The organism is Sphingomonas sp. S-NIH.Pt3_0716, from assembly GCF_003950715.1.
Lineage (GTDB): Bacteria > Pseudomonadota > Alphaproteobacteria > Sphingomonadales > Sphingomonadaceae > Sphingobium > Sphingobium yanoikuyae_A.
This window is the reverse complement of record NZ_QLJK01000011.1, coordinates 20,316-35,951: the sequence shown is the minus strand read 5'-3', so window position 1 is coordinate 35,951 and position 15,636 is coordinate 20,316. Positions and strand designations below refer to the sequence as shown.

The window sequence follows — 15,636 nt, the reverse complement described above, 5'->3', positions numbered from 1 at the left end:
ACCTCCGTTGAATTTAGTCCTCAAAATCAGCCGTAGGGCAATGCCGGCCACAAAGGAAGGCATCGGCCACCAGGCGCAGCGGCGCGGTGTCGGCGTCGATCGCCTTGTTCGCCACCAGCCCGACGAAGCGCCGATACATGGTCGGATATTCCTCGTCCGGCGCCTTCAACTGGACTTCGCCGTCCAGGGTCAGCGTGTTGCCGCCTTCGGACAGGAGCAGCTTGCCATTGCTGGTTTCGACCGCGATGTCCCAGGTCTGGGGACCGGTCTGGCGCCAGTCGAACACGGTGTCGATCGGGGCGCCCGAAGCGGTCGCCATCGCCAGCGTTGCGCCGATCGGCGCCTGCTTGTTGGACGGCACTTCCAGTTCGGCCGACAGCAGGGTGATCGGCTCGGCGACGATTTCGGTCAGGATCGACAGGGCGTTGATGCCCGGATCGAACACGCCGAAACCGCCCGCTTCCCAGATCCAGGGCTGGCCCGGATGCCAGTGACGGACATCCTCGCGCCACTGGATCGAGATGCGCTCGATCGTGCGCGACGCCATCCAGTCCTTGGCTTGGGCCACGGCGGCGGCATAGCGGCTGTGCCAGCTGGCATAGAGGGTGACGCCATTGGCCTTGGCCAGTGCGATCAGCGCGTCGACTTCCGACACGGTAGCGCCCGGCGGCTTTTCCAGGAAGACATGCTTGCCGGCCAGGATCGCCTGACGGGCCGCCTGATAGCGGACCTGAGGCGGCTGGCACAGGATGACGGCATCCATGTCGGGCTCGCCCGCCAGCATTGCGCCGAGATCGGGATAATTGTTCACCCCTTCGCCCTGCGCGTTGCGGCTGGCGACGGCGACCAGATCGATGCCGTCGATCTTGGCGATCGCGGGCAGATGCTGGTCGCGGGCAATCTTGCCCAGGCCTACGAGGCCGGCCTTGATGCTCATAGCGCCTTTACCTTGGTCTTGCCCTCGTCCGCTGCGCGCGTGAGGCCATTGCGGACCGGCAGGGTGAAGGGCTTGGCCTCGACCTCGAACACATCGCCTTCCTGGGTGGCGAAGCCATCGGAGAAGGAGAGGGTGGCGGTGCCGAAGAAATGGACATGAATGTCGCCGGGGCGGCGGAACAGACCATATTTGAAATGATGATGTTCCAGGTTCGCGATCGTGTGCGACATGTTGGTCTCACCCGACAGGAACGGCTTTTCCCAGACCGTCTCGCCGTTGCGGACGATGCGGCTGGTGCCGCGCAGATCCTGCGGCAGGTCACCCAGCAGCAGTTCCGGGCCGAGCGAGGCCTGGCGCAGCTTGGAGTGGGCGAGCCACAGATAATTGCCGCGTTCGGTGATGTGATCGGAAAATTCATTGCCGATCGCAAAGCCCAGACGCACCGGCGTGCCGTCGGCGTCGATCAGGTAGATGCCGGCGACTTCGGGTTCCTCGCCACCATCCTCGGCAAAGGCCGGCATGGTGAAGTCCTGGCCCGGATCGACCAGGATCTGGCCGTCGCCCTTGTAGAACCATTCGGGCTGCGCACCGATGCCGTCGTCGGCGGGCTTGCCGCCCTCGACGCCCATCAGGAACATGCGCATGGAGTCGGTGAGGTCGCCCGAGGTGGCGGCCTTGTGCATCTTGTCGCGGCCTTCGGCCGAGCCAAGATGGGTGAGCCCGGTGCCGGCGACCAGCAGATGCGCCGCATCCTCATGGTCGATCGGCGACAGCAGGGTGACGGCGGACAGGTCCACCGCGTCGCCTAGCTTGCCTTCCGCAAAGGCGGCCAGGCCCTGGCCCGCCGCGATCGCGTCCAGCGCCAGCTGGCGGGTGGAGCTTGCGCCCGTAACCCGCTTCGCCGCGCCGGTCTGGTCGAGGGCGGCGACGCCGCGCGCGCCACCCTCGTTGAACTGAACCAGCGAAATGACGGTCACTGCGCCAGCTCCAGCTTGCCTTCCATGCGGCGGTTGAGCTTCCAGGGGTTGGCCGCCTGCAGCGCCGGCGGCAGCACGGCGTCGACGACATCCTGATAGCAGACCGGACGCAGGAAGCGCATCATGGCCAGCGTGCCGACCGAGGTGGTGCGGCCGTCCGAGGTCGACGGGAAGGGACCGCCATGGACCATGGCATGGGTCACTTCGACGCCGGTCGGCCAGCCATTGGCGAGCACACGGCCGACCTTGCGCGACAGCGTGGGCAGCAGCTTGGCGGCATTGTCATTGTCGCTTTCGTCCATCTGCAGCGTGGCGGTCAGCTGACCTTCCATCTGGGCGATAGTGGCGATCACTTCCTCGATCGTGGCGCACTTCACCAGGATCGACGAGGAACCGAACACTTCATGCGACAGCGCCGGGTTGGTGCGGAACTGCTCGCCGCTGGTGGCGAACAGGGCCGACTGGGCTAGGTTCACGCCCTCGGCCTCGGCGCCGCGCGCCACGGTGGTGACGCCTTCCGCGCCGACCAGCGCCTCGACGCCCTTTTCATAGGCGGCGTGGATGCCCGGCGTCAGCATGACATGGGGCTGATTGGCCGACAGGGCTTCAGCGGCCGAGGCGACGAAGCGGTCGAGATCGGGGCTGTCGAGCGCAATCACCATGCCGGGGTTGGTGCAGAACTGGCCAGCGAACAGGCTGAGCGAACCGACGAAGGCGGTGCCCAGCGCTTCGGCGCGGGCCGCGAGCGCGCCCGGCAGCAGCACGACCGGGTTGATCGACGACATTTCCGAATAGACCGGGATCGGCTCTTCGCGGTTGGCGGCGATCTTCATCAGCGCAATGCCGCCGCCGCGCGAACCGGTGAAGCCGACCGCCTTGATGCGGGGATCGGCGACCAGCGCGCCGCCCAGATCATTGGTGGTGCCGGGCAGGTAGGAGAAGACGCCTTCATGCAGGCCGCTGGCCTTGACCGCGGCGGCGATGGCGCGGGCGACCAGTTCGCCGGTGCCGGGGTGGGCCGGGTGGCCCTTCACGACGACCGGGCAGCCGGCGGCGAAGGCCGATGCGGTGTCACCGCCCGCGACCGAGAAGGCGAGCGGGAAGTTGGACGCGCCGAACACGGCGACCGGACCGACGGCCTGGTTGACGCGGCGCAGGTCGCTGCGCGGCAGCGGGGTGCGTTCCGGCAGCGCCTTGTCGATGGTGACGTCGAGCCAGTCGCCCTGACGGACATAGGAAGCGAACAGGCGCAGCTGGCCGACGGTGCGGCCACGCTCGCCCTCCAGGCGGCCACGCGGCAGGCCGGTTTCGCTCATGGCGGTGGTGATCAGCAGGTCGCCGATTTCCATGATCTGGTCGGCCACGGCTTCCAGGAAGGAAGCGCGGGTTTCGGGAGACAGGGTCGAGAAGCCTTCGAACGCGGCGTCGGCCAGCGCGCAGGCGTCGGCGACATCGGCGGTCGAGGCGTTGTGGAAGGCGACGTCGCCCTTGGCGCCGGTCGACGGATCGACCGCGAAGAAGGGCTCACCACCGGTGCGCTCGGCAGCACCGACCAGAATGGCTCCGTTGAACATGGATATCTCCCGAAATGTCGTGGAAAGGGGGTAATATTTGCCGGAATGGCGCGCCCATCAGATGGGGACGAGGGGACGCAATTTCGAGCATCGCTGCACGGAAATTACGTCCTGTTGCCTCCTTTGAATGACGCGCCGTTGACGGCTCTGATGATTAATGGTTGTCGCGCGGCAGGCCCTTGGTCTGGGCGATGCGCTGATATTTCTCTGCGCCTTCCAGGATCGCGCCGGTGTTCATCTGGCCGACGACCGAGCGCTGGATTTCCTGCCAGGGGGTCTGCGACGCGGGATATTTGTAACCGCCTTCGGCGACCAGCTTGGCGCGGCGGGCTTCCAGTTCCTCGTCGGAAATCAGAACGTTCACCACGCCGGCCTTCAGGTCCATGCGGACGCGGTCGCCGGTTTCCAGCAGGGCGAGGCCACCCATCGCCGCCGCTTCGGGCGAGGCGTTGAGGATCGATGGGCTGCCCGAGGTGCCCGACTGACGGCCATCGCCGATGCAGGGCAGGGCCGACACGCCTTCGGTGATCAGATAGGCCGGCGGACGCATGTTCACGACCTCGGCCGCGCCCGGATAGCCGATCGGGCCGGCGCCGCGCATGAACAGCAGCGTGTCGGCGGTGATGCCGACCGACGGATCGTCGATGCGGTGGTGATAATCTTCCGGACCGTCGAACACGACCGCCGGGCCTTCAAAGGCTTCCGGATCGTCGGGGTTCGACAGGTAGCGCATGCGGAATTCTTCGCTGATGACGCTGGTCTTCATGACCGCTTCGTCGAACAGGTTGCCGGTCAGCACCAGGAAGCCGGCTTCCTGCTTGAGCGGCTGGCCGAAGGGACGGATGACCTTTTCATCCTCGATCTCCACGCCCTTGCAATTTTCGCCCATGGTCTTGCCATTGACGGTCATCGCGCCTTCCTTGATCAGGCCCTGGTCGATCAGCTGGCTGATGACGGCGGGCAGGCCGCCGGCGCGGTAATAATCCTCGCCCAGATATTCGCCGGCCGGCTGCATGTTGACCAGCAGCGGCACCTTGTGACCGACGGTTTCCCAATCCTTGAGCGGCAGGTCGACGCCCATGTGGCGGGCGATGGCGGCCAGGTGGATCGGCGCGTTGGTCGAACCGCCGATCGCCGAGTTGGCGACGATGGCGTTGTGGAAGGCGTCGAGCGTCATGATGTCGGAGGGCTTCAGGTCCTCATGCACCATTTCGACAATGCGCTTGCCGGTGCGATAGGCAGCTTCCTGGCGGTCGCGATAGGGGGCGGGGATCGCCGCGCTGCCCGGCAGCATCATGCCCAGCGCTTCGGCGAGCGCGTTCATGGTGCTGGCGGTGCCCATGGTGTTGCAGAAGCCGGTCGAGGGAGCCGACGAGGCGACCAGCTTGATGAAGCCTTCATCGTCGATCTTGCCGGCGGCCAGCAGCTGACGGCCATGCCACACGATCGTGCCCGAACCGGTGCGCTCGCCCTTGTGCCAGCCATTGAGCATCGGGCCGACCGACAAAGCGATCGCCGGGATGTTGACGGTGGCGGCGGCCATCAGCAGCGCCGGGGTGGTCTTGTCGCAGCCGCTGGTCAGGATAACGCCGTCGAGCGGATAGCCATACATGGCTTCGACCAGGCCCAGATAGGCGAGGTTGCGGTCAAGGCCGGCGGTCGGGCGCTTGCCGGTTTCCTGGATCGGGTGGACCGGGAATTCGAGCGCGATGCCGCCCATTTCGCGGATGCCTTCGCGCATGCGTTCGGCCAGCACGAGGTGGTGGCGGTTGCAGGGCGACAGGTCGCTGCCGGTCTGGGCGATGCCGATGATCGGCTTGCCGCTGCGGAGTTCCTCAAGGCTGAGGCCGAAGTTCAGGTAGCGCTCCAGATAGAGCGAGGTCATGTCGATATTGTCTGGGTTGTCGAACCAGGCGCGGCTACGCAGCTTGGGAGTAGGCTTGGACGAATCGCTCATGTGGGCATCCTGACACTTTGAAAAGGCTTGGCACGTTGACGCGCTTGCCTCTCCGATATACTCAGACAAATAACTTTTCAAGGATACAAAGAGAGGGAAAGTGCGGTTGAACGCGAAAAATCGGGCAGATCATCGATGAGCGACTATGCAGTGATCGGCGACTGGGGCACCAGCAATCTGCGGCTGTTCCGGGTGGAAGCGGGGCGGATCGTGGCGCGCCGCGACGGGCCGGGCATCGGCGTGGTCGGCCGCGAGGCGGAAGCCGCCTTTGCCGAGACGATCGCCCCCTGGCTGGAGGACGGCCTGCCGACATCGATCCGCCTGTGCGGCATGGTCGGCGCGCGCGACGGCTGGGTCGAGGCACCCTATGCCGATTGTCCCGCCGATGCCGATAGCTGGACGGCGGTTGCCGTGCGCTTCGACTGGCGCGGCGCACCGCTAGCGATCATGGCGGGCCTGGCCTGCACCGACGCCGACGGCATTGCCGATGTGATGCGCGGCGAGGAGGCGCAGATTTTCGGCGCGATGGCGCTCGATCCCCGGCTCGCCACCGGCCGTCACCTGATCGTGCTGCCCGGCACCCACAGCAAATGGACGCTGGTGGAGGATGGCCGGGTGATCCGCTTCCGCACCGTGCCGACCGGCGAACTGTTTGCGCTGCTGCGCGATCGTTCGACGCTCAGCCCCAATATCGCCGCCGCCGATGCCGATCCGGCAGAGGAAGCGGCCGGTTTTGCCGAGGGGCTGGAACGGGCCGGCGCGGGGCGGCTGCTTGCTTCCCTGTTTGCGGCGCGGGCGATGCGGCTGCGTGCGGGGCGCTCGGCCGATTGGGCGCTGGGCTATCTGTCGGGCCTCGTCATCGGCTGCGAGATTGCCGAAGCGCGGGCCGCGCTGGCGGGCGACACCGGCGTCGTCTTGATTGGTGACGCGCGGCTTTCGGATCGCTATGCCCGTGCCCTCGATGCGCAGGGCATCGCTTCGCAATCGCTGGACGGCGACGCCTGTGCGCGGGCTGGCCTTGGCTTTCTGGAGAACTGACCGATGATCCTCGACGACCTGCTGGCCGACGGCGCGCCGCCGATTGCCGCCATTCTGCGTGGCGTGAAGCCTGAAGAGGCGCTCGATATCGCCGCCGCCCTGGTGGAAGCCGGCATCCGCGTGATCGAGGTGCCGTTCAATTCGCCCGAGCCGCTGGTCAGCATCGCGGCAATGCAGCAGGCCTTTGGCGATCGCGCGCTGATCGGCGGCGGCACGGTGCTGACGGTCGAGGCGGTCGAGGCGCTGGCGGGCGCGGGCGGCCGCATCATGGTGACGCCCAATACCGTCCCCGAAGTGATCGCACGCGGCGCCGAACTCGGCCTTGAACTGCTGCCCGGCTTCATGACGCCGAGCGAGGCGTTCCGCGCGGTCGAGGCCGGCGCGCGCCGGGTGAAGCTGTTTCCCGCCGCCCAGCTTGGCCCGGCCTATGTCAAGGCGGTCAAGGATGTGCTGCCCAAGCATGTTGGCGTCTGGGCCGTGGGCGGCACCGGCGCGGACACGATCGGCGACTGGCTCGCCGGTGGCTGTGAAGGGATCGGCGTGGGCGGCGCGCTCTATCGTCCGGGCGACGATGCGCTGACCGTGCGCGCACGCGCGGTCGATCTGGTCGCCGCCTGGCAGCGCGCCAAGGGCTGACCTTTTTACTGGGCCGGGCTTTCCACCCGGTCCAGCATGTCGCGGATCTTCTCGCCCAGTGCCCTGTAGGTGAAGGGCTTGGTCAGCAGCTCGACACCCGGATCGAGCCGGCCATGATGGATGATCGCGTTGCGGGCATAGCCGGTGGTGAACAGCACGCGCAGCCCCGGCTGCTTCGCCTTGGCGGCGCGGGCAATGTCCGCCCCGGTCATGCCACCGGGCAGCACCACGTCGGTGAACAGCAGGTCGATCGGCTCGGCTGCCGCGTCCAGCGCCGCGAGGGCGGTCGGGCCATCGCCCGCCTCGATCACGCGATAGCCCAGGTCGCGCAGCACCTCGACCGAATAGGCGCGGACATTCTCGTCATCCTCGCACACCAGTATCACCTCCTGCCCGGCCTGCGGACAGGGCGGGGGCGGCGCCTGCACGATCTCCTCGGCCACCGACAGCAGGCCGTGATAGCGCGGCAGGTAGATTTTTACCGTCGTGCCATGGCCGGCCTCCGAATAGACCCGGACATGGCCGCCCGACTGCTTGACGAAGCCATAGACCATCGACAGGCCAAGGCCGGTGCCGCGTCCGACATCCTTGGTGGTGAAGAAGGGTTCGATCGCGTGGGACAGCGTGTCGGCGTCCATGCCCATGCCGGTGTCCGACACGCAGATCAGCACATATTGGCCGGGCGTGATTTCCTGCTCGGTCGCGGCATAATGGCTGTCGAGATGGGTGTTGGCGACCTCGATCGTCAGCTTGCCGCCCTGCGGCATCGCGTCGCGCGCATGGACCGCCAGGTTGAGCAGCGCATTTTCCATCTGGTTGACGTCGATCTCGACCGGCCAGACCCGCGGGCTCTGCACCGTTTCCACCTCGATCATCTCGCCCAGCGTCCGGTGTAGCAGGTCCGACATGCCGGCGATCAGCCGGTTGGGATCGACCCGGTCGGGAGCCAGGGGCTGGCGACGAGAAAAGGCGAGCAGCCGCTGGGTCAGTATCGCCGCCCGTTCGGCCCCGGCCATGGCATTGTCGGCGGCGCGGCGCAGGCGCGGCTGGTCGTCGGGCAGGGCGCGTTGCAGCAGGTCCAGATTGCCGGTGACGATCTGCAGCAGATTGTTGAAGTCATGCGCGACGCCGCCGGTGAGCTGGCCCAGCGTCTCCATTTTCTGCGCCTGGCGCAGCGCGGCTTCGGTTTCGGCCAGGGCCTGGGCGTCGGCGCGGTGCCGGGTCACGTCGCGGGCGACACAATAGATGAGGTCGCCCTCGGGCACGGCGGTCCAGCTGAAGATACGATAATCGCCCCGCTTGGTGCGGAACCGGTTTTCGAACCGGATGGTCGGATGACCATCGGCCAGATCCTGCACCTCGCCGCGCGTCCGCTTCACATCGTCGGGATGCTCCATCCATTCCGATGTGCGGCCAATCAGTTCCTCCTGCGACCAGCCCAATATGTCGGTCCAGGCGGGGCTGGCGGACAGCCAGATCCCCTCGCTGTCGGCGATCAGGAAGGGGTCGCGCGCCAGCGCCCAGAGGCGATTGCGGTCGGCGCGTGCCTCGCGCTCGGCCAGCACGCGCACCGTGGTTTCGCTGACGATGCACAGCACGCCGCCGATTGACCCATCCAGTTCGAACACCGGCGAATAGGAAATGTCGAAGAAGACCTCCTCGCCCCGGCCGCCGTCGCGCTCGATATAGAAGGGACGGTCCTTGGCATGGAAGGTTTCGCCCGTGTCCCGCACCGATTGCAGCAGCGGGCCAAGATCATCCCACAGCTCGGCCCAGCCTTCGCGGGCCGGGCGGCCAAGCACGCGCGGATGCTTGTCGCCGATCGTGGGGGCATAGGCTTCATTATAGAGGGCGCAATAATCCGGCCCCCAGAACAGCACGATCTCCGCGCGCGACGACAGCATCAGCCGCACCGTCGAGACGAGCGATGGCGACCAGTCCGACGCTGGCCCCAGAGGCGACGACCCGTCGATCGTCGCGGTCAGGGCGCCCATCGGCCCCTGTTCGGCGATCATGTCGGCAATGTCCCTCTGCTGGCTCATCATAACCCTGTCGTTGCAATGCGTTGGTGGGAGACGCCCGTGCGCCGATTTGTATCCCCCGGCGATGGCAACCCCATGACCTTTTGTCCCAGTCCGTGCCTCTTGAATAGGGGGCGGCATGGGCGCATGGACCGGGCATGACACGTTCTTCCCCGACCGCGTTCAGCGCGGCTCCGCGTCCCGTTGCCATTGCCCGCTGGCTGCTCATCGTGGCGGCGCTGGTCTTCTGCATGGTGGTGGTAGGCGGCATCACGCGCCTTACCGAATCCGGCCTGTCGATCACCCAGTGGAAGCCGATCACCGGCGCGATCCCGCCCTTGACCCATGACCAGTGGATGGACGCGTTTCGCGACTATCAGCAGATCCCCGAATATAAGGAGATCAACAAGGGCATGAGCCTGGCCGCCTTCCAGTTCATCTTCTTCTGGGAATGGCTGCACCGGCTGCTCGGCCGCCTGATCGGCGTCGCCTTTGCCCTGCCGTTGATCTGGTTCGCGGCGCGGCGGGCGATCCCGGCCGGCTATGGCTGGCGGCTGGTCGCGCTGCTGGCGCTGGGCGGGCTGCAGGGCGCGATCGGCTGGTGGATGGTGAAGTCGGGCCTGTCGGTGCGCACCGATGTCAGCCATTATCGGCTGGCGGTGCATCTGCTGACCGCGCTGTTCATCATCGGCGGGCTGATCTGGACCGCGCTCGACCTGCTGGCGCTGGCGCGCAATCCCTTTGCCCGGCCCGCCGCGTTGCAGCCCTTTGCGCTGGCGACCCTGCTGGTTCTGCTGGTCCAGCTGATGTTCGGCGCCTTCACCGCCGGCCTCGATGCGGGCTATGTCTCCAGTACCTGGCCGCTGATGAACGACCATCTGGTGCCCGAAGGCATCCAATGGCTCGGTTCGCTCTGGGCGACCGTCTCCAGCGATCCCTATCTGGTCCATTTCATCCACCGCTGGTGGGCCTGGGTTGCGGCGGCGATGCTGATCCTGCTGGCGCGCAAGGCCAAGGCGGCGGGCCATCGCGGCGCGTCGATCGCGATCAATGCGGCGGTCGGCACGCAGGTGCTGCTGGGGATCGCCACCGTCATGAGTGGCATCGCGCTGCCGCTGGCCGTGCTGCACCAGGCGGTCGGCGCGCTGGTGGTGGCCTCGGCCGCCTGGGGCGCCCATGCCGTGGGATCGCGCCGGGCATGAGCCCTGAGCGGAACGAGTTGGTGCTGGTCTACAGCCTGTTCGGATCGGCCGAGCAGGCGCGCGCCGTCGCCCGCACGCTGGTCGCGGAGAGGCTGGCCGCCTGCGCCAATATCCTTGGTCCCTGCACCTCCATCTATGAATGGCAGGGCAAGGTGGAAGAAGGCGCCGAAGTCCCGATCCTGTTCAAGACCAGCGCCGACCGGCGCGACGCGCTGATGGCGCGGATCGCGCAGTTGCACGATTATGATGTGCCGGCGATCCTGGCGCTGCCGATCGATGCTGCCCATCCGCCCTTCGCCGCCTGGGTCGCGGAGCAACTGGCATGAAGCGGGTGATCGCCTTCCTGTCGCTGGTGCTCGCCTCACCAGCGCTGGCCACCCCGGTCGCGATCGGCTTCGCGCCGCCGACCGGGCAGGATCTGCTCTATCGCATCGAACAGCATCGGCCGGTCGACGGGCGCGACAGCCTGTTCCGGGCCGACCGGATATTGCGCTTCGAAAAGGCAGGGGACGGTTACATCCTGCATGTCACGCTGCGCAGCCTGGACAGCGATGCGCCCGGTGCGGGTGCCGATGCCTATCGCGCTGCCCTGTCGCCGCTGATCGGGGTGGAGCATCGCTTCCGCCTTGATAGCCATGGCAAGATCGTCGGCCTCGACAATGTCGACGATGTCCGGGCGACGATGGAAAAGGCGCTCAACGCCATGGTGGCAAAGGCGCCGGAGGGCAGTGCGGGGCAACGCACGGCGAAGAATGTCCTGACCCTGCTCGATGGTCTCACGCCCGAGGGGCGGCTGGCGCTGCTGTCGGGCGAGGTGCAGCCGTTGCTGCTGTTCGTTGACAGCGAAGTTGACGATGCCAGGCCGCGTGGCGTGCGCACCATGGCCGGCCCGCCGCTGGGCCGGGCCGTTGCGGTGGAAGGCGAGTCCACCGTTGCCGCCCATGACGGCAACCGCCTGACCTTGCAGGAGGATCTGCAGGGGGAGGGCGCCCATGTCGCGATGCGCTATATCGTGTCGGCACAGACGGGACTGGTCGATGCGCAGGAGCGTAGGCTGACCCTGGGCGCCCAGACGCTGACCGAAAAGCGGAGCCTGACCGCTGCCGGCAAGTGAGTGGTATTATTTTACCCGTCGTGAAAGCCGCCGAATCTCTTGACTTGTCGGCCCCCAAACGTCATTAGCGCCCATCTTCCGGCGACCCCTGGGTAGCTGGTTCACTGTTCATTCTTGGAGAATTGGCACCATGAAGGCGCTGATGAAGACCACCAAGCCGGCAACCCCGGCAACGGTCGAAAAGAAGTGGATCCTGATCGACGCCGAAGGGCTGGTCGTGGGTCGTCTCGCTTCGACTGTGGCGAATATCCTGCGCGGCAAGCACAAGCCGAGCTTCACCCCCCATGTCGATTGCGGTGACAATGTCATCATCATCAACGCGGGCAAGGTCAAGTTCACCGGCCGCAAGCTGACCGACAAGGTTTACTACAAGCACACCGGTTATGCCGGCGGCATCAAGGAAACCACCCCCCAGAAGATCCTGGAAGGTCGTTTCCCCGAGCGCGTCCTGGAAAAGGCCGTCGAGCGTATGATCCCCCGTGGTCCGCTGGGCCGCCAGCAGATGCGCAACCTGCGCATCTTCGCCGGCACCGAGCATCCGCATGAAGCCCAGAACCCCGAAGTGCTCGACTTCGCGTCGCGCAACCGCAAGAACAAGGTGGGTGCATAATGTCCGATAACCGTCAGTCCCTGTCCGACCTCGCGTCGCTGGCCACTGCCGCTCCTGCCGCTGCCCCGGCTGCCGTCGAAGGCGAAGCGCCCGTCGCTGCCGCGCCGGTCCAGCCCTCGGCTCCGCTGCGCGCCCAGGAAATCGACGGCCTCGGCCGCGCCTATGCCACCGGCCGCCGCAAGGACGCCGTGGCTCGCGTGTGGGTGAAGCCCGGCACCGGCAAGATCACGGTCAACGGCCGTGACCAGGAAGTCTATTTCGCTCGCCCGACCCTGCGTCTGGTCATCAACCAGCCCTTCGGCGTTACCGACCGTGAAGGTCAGTATGACGTGATCGCCACCGTCAAGGGCGGCGGTCTGTCGGGCCAGGCCGGTGCGGTCAAGCACGGCATCGCCCAGGCTCTGTCGAAGTATGAGCCGGCGCTGCGCAGCGCGGTCAAGGCCGAAGGCTTCCTGACCCGCGACAGCCGCGTCGTCGAGCGTAAGAAGTACGGCAAGGCCAAGGCCCGCCGCAGCTTCCAGTTCTCGAAGCGCTAATCCGCTTCGCGACTGCCGCGAATTTCGAGAAGGGGCCGGTTTTCCGGCCCCTTTTTCTTTGCGCGTGATGCTTCCCCTTGAGCGCTTCGCGGCGATGCCATAGCCTTCGGTCAAACGGGGTTTAGTGCAAAAGGAAGTTCGGGGGGAAATGAGACATTTTGGGTGGTTGGCGGCTTCGGCGGCCATGACGGTTGTGGCGCCTGCCTTTGCCGGAGAGGTGCCGCTGTATCAGCCGGCCCCCGGCTGGATCGACAAGGCGGCGATGCCCAAGCTCGCGGCCGATGGCGATCCGCCCTCGATGATGATCCTCGACAGCCAGCAGCGGGTCGAGAAGGGTCAGTTGTGGAATTATGCCGACATCGCCACCCGCGCCGGTTCGGCCGAGGCGCTGACCCAATTGTCGTCGCTGACGCTGCCCTGGGCGCCGGACAAGGGCGACCTCATCATCCATGAACTGTCGATCCTGCGCGGCGATCAGGTGATCGATGCGCTGGCCAGCGGCAAGAAATTTACCGTGCTGCGCCGCGAGCAGGGGCTGGAAGCGTTGCAGATCAGCGGCATCCTGACCGCGACCATGGCGGTCGAGGGGGTGCAGGTGGGCGATGTGGTGCGGCTGCGCTATTCGACCACCAGCAAGGATGATGCGCTGGGCGGCCATGTCCAGAATGTCTCGGCCCTGCCGGCCGCGCCGCTGCGGCTGGGCTATGGCCGGGTCCGCCTGCTGTGGGATGATGCGGATGCGCCGCGCTGGAAGCTGCTGGCGAGCGGCGTCGATGCCAAGCCGGTCAAGAAGGGTGGCCTCACCGAGCTGAGCTTTGCCGTGCCGCTGGCCAAGCAGCCGGAAATGCCGGCCGACGCGCCGACCCGCTTCACCCATCCGCCGCTGTTCGAACTGTCGACCTTCGCCAGTTGGGCCGATGTGTCGAAGACGATGGCGCTGCTCTATGCGCCCGATGGGCTGATCGCCGATGGATCGCCGCTGGCGGGTGAACTGGCCAAGCTCAAGGCGCTGCCGGGATCGCCGAAGGAAAAGGCGGCGGCGGCGCTGCAACTGGTGCAGGACCATGTCCGCTATCTGATGGTCGGCATGAATGGCGGCAATTATGTCCCGCAGAAGCCGGCCGAGACCTGGACGCTGCGCTATGGCGACTGCAAGGCGAAGACGCTGCTGCTGCTGTCGCTGCTGCGCGGGCTGGGGATCGAGGCGGAGCCGGTGCTGGCCAGTTCGACCCTGGGTGATTCCGTGCCGGAACGGTTGCCGACGGCCGCGGCCTTCGACCATGTGCTGGTGCGTGCGATGATCGATGGCCAATCCTACTGGCTCGACGGCACCGGGCTGGGATCGCGGCTGGAGGATATCGGCGATACGCCGCGCTTCGGATCGGTGCTGCCGGTGCGCACCGCCGGCGCTGAACTGATGCCGATCCAGACCCATGCCAATGCCCGGCCGACGATCGACGTCAGTGTCGAGGCTGACGAAAGCGGGCATGAGAAGCTGCCGACCGTGTTCGATGCCAGGGCGGTGCTGCGTGGGCAGATCGCGACGATGATCAGCACTGGGCTCGGGCAGATGGATGCCAAGCGGCGCGACGAGATGGTGCAGGGCTTTTTCAGCGAGCAGGTCGGCACCGCCCAATATAGCCAGGTTGGCGTCACCACCGATGCGGCGTCGGCCACCGTCACCTTCACCGCCCATGGCGTCACCAGCTCGCCCTGGAAGCTCAGCGACCGGCGCTATCGCCGCGACGCCAGCAAGCTGATCGACGAGATCAGCTTCGCGCCGGACCGGGCACGCCCCGCCTGGCTGGCGATCCCGGTGGCGACGGGTGCGCCGATCGGCATCCGCTATCATCTGCGCCTGCGCCTGCCCCAGGGTGGCAAGGGCTATGCGATCGAAGGCGAGCAGGGCCTCAGCAAGACGGTGGCCGGCTATGACCTGCGCCGGACCGTGCAGCTGAAGGACGGGGTGCTGGATGTCGAGGAGCGGACCGACGCCACCGGCATCGAGATCGCGGCCGATCGCCTGCCCGACGAGCGCGATGCGCTGGCCACGGTGCAGGCGATGTCGCCGCATGTGATCGGCCCGGCCAAGCCCACCTATTTGTGGGATTACAGCCCGGCGACCATCGCCGCCTGGCCGCAGTCCAAGGCGGTCGAGGCGACCTTTGCCAAGGCGATCGCCGCCGATGCGGAGGATGCGACCGGCTATTCCAGCCGCAGCAATTTCCGCTGGGGCATTGGCGATTACAAGAATGCGCTGGTCGACCTGGACAAGGCCATCGGGATCAAGCCCGATGTCGACCTCTATCTGCAGCGCGCCTATCGCCGGTTCCAGACTGGTGACGTGACCGGCGCGCTGGCTGATGGCCGGATGGCGCGTCAGCTCGACCCGGCATCGGGCGCGGCGGTCGGCACGGTCGCGACCTATCTGGCGGAAAGCGGCAAGCTGGACGATGCACTGGGCATGGTCGACGCAAAGATCGCGATCGGTGGCGAGGCGCGCGACGGCTATCGCAGCTTCAAGGCGACGCTGCTCGGCACCTATGGCGATCCGGCCAAGGCGATCGAGATCATCGATGCGCAACTGGCGGAAAAGCCGGGCATGACCGGGCTGTTCAACGAGCGTTGCTGGGTCAAGGGATCGCGCAATGTCGAGCTGGAGAGTGCGATGCAGGATTGCACCAAGGCGGTGGAGCTGAGTTCGGGCAGCATGGCCGCGCTCGACAGTCGGGCGATGCTGTGGTTCCGCATGGGCCGGTTCGACGATGCGCTGCGCGACCTGGATGTTGTCGTCGCGCAGGAGCCGGGCAAGGAGCCAAGCCGCTACATGCGCGGCATCGTGCTGCACCGGCTGGGCCGGGCGAGCGAGGGGGACGCGGAAATCGCGGTCGCCCGCCGCATCGATCCGCGCATCGATGCCGTCTATGCCCGCTACGGGATCAAGCCCTGATTTTGTCGTGACGCCCGCGTTTCGATGGAAACCTTTCCCCCTGTCCGATGGTTGACAGGGGGAAAGCCACTTCCAAGGAGAAAC

General features: G+C 66.6%; 13 protein-coding genes. 8 read left to right on the top strand and 5 right to left on the bottom strand.

The features are described from left to right. Positions 1–13 precede the first annotated feature (13 nt). The 4 genes from BRX37_RS10750 to BRX37_RS10735 form a co-directional block, all read right to left on the bottom strand. A complete protein-coding gene (locus tag BRX37_RS10750) occupies positions 14–937 on the bottom strand; it encodes a Gfo/Idh/MocA family protein (protein ID WP_125986882.1) in 924 nt (307 codons plus the stop codon). Beyond that, positions 934–1,914 carry an AraD1 family protein gene (araD1, locus tag BRX37_RS10745; protein WP_125986880.1) on the bottom strand — a complete coding sequence of 327 codons (981 nt, stop codon included), beginning with the start codon at positions 1,912–1,914 and terminating at the stop codon, positions 934–936. Before araD1 ends, BRX37_RS10750 begins: the two co-directional genes overlap by 4 nt. Next, positions 1,911–3,488, bottom strand: a complete 1,578-nt coding sequence (locus tag BRX37_RS10740; RefSeq protein ID WP_125986878.1) for an aldehyde dehydrogenase (NADP(+)) — start codon at positions 3,486–3,488, stop codon at positions 1,911–1,913. The genes araD1 and BRX37_RS10740 overlap by 4 nt, the downstream gene beginning before the upstream one ends. 154 nt (positions 3,489–3,642) lie before the next feature. Beyond that, positions 3,643–5,445, bottom strand: coding sequence for an IlvD/Edd family dehydratase (locus BRX37_RS10735; RefSeq protein ID WP_125986876.1), 1,803 nt, complete (start codon positions 5,443–5,445; stop codon positions 3,643–3,645). A gap of 135 nt (positions 5,446–5,580) precedes the next feature. Here BRX37_RS10735 and BRX37_RS10730 point away from each other — a divergent pair, with 135 nt between their 5' ends. Next, positions 5,581–6,483, top strand: a complete 903-nt coding sequence (locus BRX37_RS10730) for a 2-dehydro-3-deoxygalactonokinase (RefSeq protein ID WP_125986874.1) — start codon at positions 5,581–5,583, stop codon at positions 6,481–6,483. A gap of 3 nt (positions 6,484–6,486) precedes the next feature. Continuing rightward, complete coding sequence (locus tag BRX37_RS10725; RefSeq protein ID WP_125986872.1) at positions 6,487–7,119, top strand: 2-dehydro-3-deoxy-6-phosphogalactonate aldolase; 633 nt, start codon at positions 6,487–6,489, stop codon at positions 7,117–7,119. A 5-nt stretch (positions 7,120–7,124) separates the two neighbouring features. Here the strand turns inward: BRX37_RS10725 and BRX37_RS10720 are convergent, their stop codons facing one another. Then, positions 7,125–9,164 (bottom strand): hybrid sensor histidine kinase/response regulator, encoded by a 2,040-nt coding sequence (locus BRX37_RS10720; RefSeq protein ID WP_125986870.1) that lies wholly within the window; start codon positions 9,162–9,164, stop codon positions 7,125–7,127. A 134-nt stretch (positions 9,165–9,298) separates the two neighbouring features. Here BRX37_RS10720 and BRX37_RS10715 point away from each other — a divergent pair, with 134 nt between their 5' ends. The 6 genes from BRX37_RS10715 to BRX37_RS10690 all read left to right on the top strand — a co-directional run bounded on the left by BRX37_RS10715 (position 9,299) and on the right by BRX37_RS10690 (position 15,552). Then, positions 9,299–10,342: a COX15/CtaA family protein gene (locus BRX37_RS10715; protein ID WP_125986868.1), complete on the top strand. Its 1,044-nt coding sequence runs from the start codon at positions 9,299–9,301 to the stop codon at positions 10,340–10,342. Further along, positions 10,339–10,668: a divalent-cation tolerance protein CutA gene (gene cutA, locus BRX37_RS10710; protein WP_125986866.1), complete on the top strand. Its 330-nt coding sequence runs from the start codon at positions 10,339–10,341 to the stop codon at positions 10,666–10,668. Before BRX37_RS10715 ends, cutA begins: the two co-directional genes overlap by 4 nt. Continuing rightward, complete coding sequence (locus BRX37_RS10705; protein ID WP_125986864.1) at positions 10,665–11,456, top strand: hypothetical protein; 792 nt, start codon at positions 10,665–10,667, stop codon at positions 11,454–11,456. Before cutA ends, BRX37_RS10705 begins: the two co-directional genes overlap by 4 nt. A 130-nt stretch (positions 11,457–11,586) precedes the next feature. Continuing rightward, positions 11,587–12,066, top strand: a complete 480-nt coding sequence (gene rplM / locus BRX37_RS10700) for a 50S ribosomal protein L13 (protein WP_004210974.1) — start codon at positions 11,587–11,589, stop codon at positions 12,064–12,066. Next, the gene (gene rpsI, locus BRX37_RS10695; protein ID WP_004210975.1) at positions 12,066–12,602 is read left to right on the top strand and encodes a 30S ribosomal protein S9; all 537 of its coding nucleotides are present in this window, start codon (positions 12,066–12,068) and stop codon (positions 12,600–12,602) included. Before rplM ends, rpsI begins: the two co-directional genes overlap by 1 nt. 184 nt (positions 12,603–12,786) lie before the next feature. Then, positions 12,787–15,552 carry a DUF3857 domain-containing protein gene (locus BRX37_RS10690; protein WP_125986862.1) on the top strand — a complete coding sequence of 922 codons (2,766 nt, stop codon included), beginning with the start codon at positions 12,787–12,789 and terminating at the stop codon, positions 15,550–15,552. The last annotated feature ends 84 nt before the right edge of the window (positions 15,553–15,636 follow it).

Excerpts from the sequence above, each read along its gene's own strand:
- BRX37_RS10750 (WP_125986882.1), bottom strand. The coding sequence starts at position 937 with ATGAGCATCAAGGCCGGCCTCGTAGGCCTGGGCAAGATTGCCCGCGAC.
- BRX37_RS10740 (WP_125986878.1), bottom strand. The coding sequence starts at position 3,488 with ATGTTCAACGGAGCCATTCTGGTCGGTGCTGCCGAGCGCACCGGTGGT.
- BRX37_RS10735 (WP_125986876.1), bottom strand. The coding sequence starts at position 5,445 with ATGAGCGATTCGTCCAAGCCTACTCCCAAGCTGCGTAGCCGCGCCTGG.
- BRX37_RS10730 (WP_125986874.1), top strand. The coding sequence starts at position 5,581 with ATGAGCGACTATGCAGTGATCGGCGACTGGGGCACCAGCAATCTGCGG.
- BRX37_RS10725 (WP_125986872.1), top strand. The coding sequence starts at position 6,487 with ATGATCCTCGACGACCTGCTGGCCGACGGCGCGCCGCCGATTGCCGCC.
- BRX37_RS10720 (WP_125986870.1), bottom strand. The coding sequence starts at position 9,164 with ATGATGAGCCAGCAGAGGGACATTGCCGACATGATCGCCGAACAGGGG.
- BRX37_RS10715 (WP_125986868.1), top strand. The coding sequence starts at position 9,299 with ATGACACGTTCTTCCCCGACCGCGTTCAGCGCGGCTCCGCGTCCCGTT.
- cutA (WP_125986866.1), top strand. The coding sequence starts at position 10,339 with ATGAGCCCTGAGCGGAACGAGTTGGTGCTGGTCTACAGCCTGTTCGGA.
- BRX37_RS10705 (WP_125986864.1), top strand. The coding sequence starts at position 10,665 with ATGAAGCGGGTGATCGCCTTCCTGTCGCTGGTGCTCGCCTCACCAGCG.
- rplM (WP_004210974.1), top strand. The coding sequence starts at position 11,587 with ATGAAGGCGCTGATGAAGACCACCAAGCCGGCAACCCCGGCAACGGTC.
- rpsI (WP_004210975.1), top strand. The coding sequence starts at position 12,066 with ATGTCCGATAACCGTCAGTCCCTGTCCGACCTCGCGTCGCTGGCCACT.
- BRX37_RS10690 (WP_125986862.1), top strand. The coding sequence starts at position 12,787 with ATGACGGTTGTGGCGCCTGCCTTTGCCGGAGAGGTGCCGCTGTATCAG.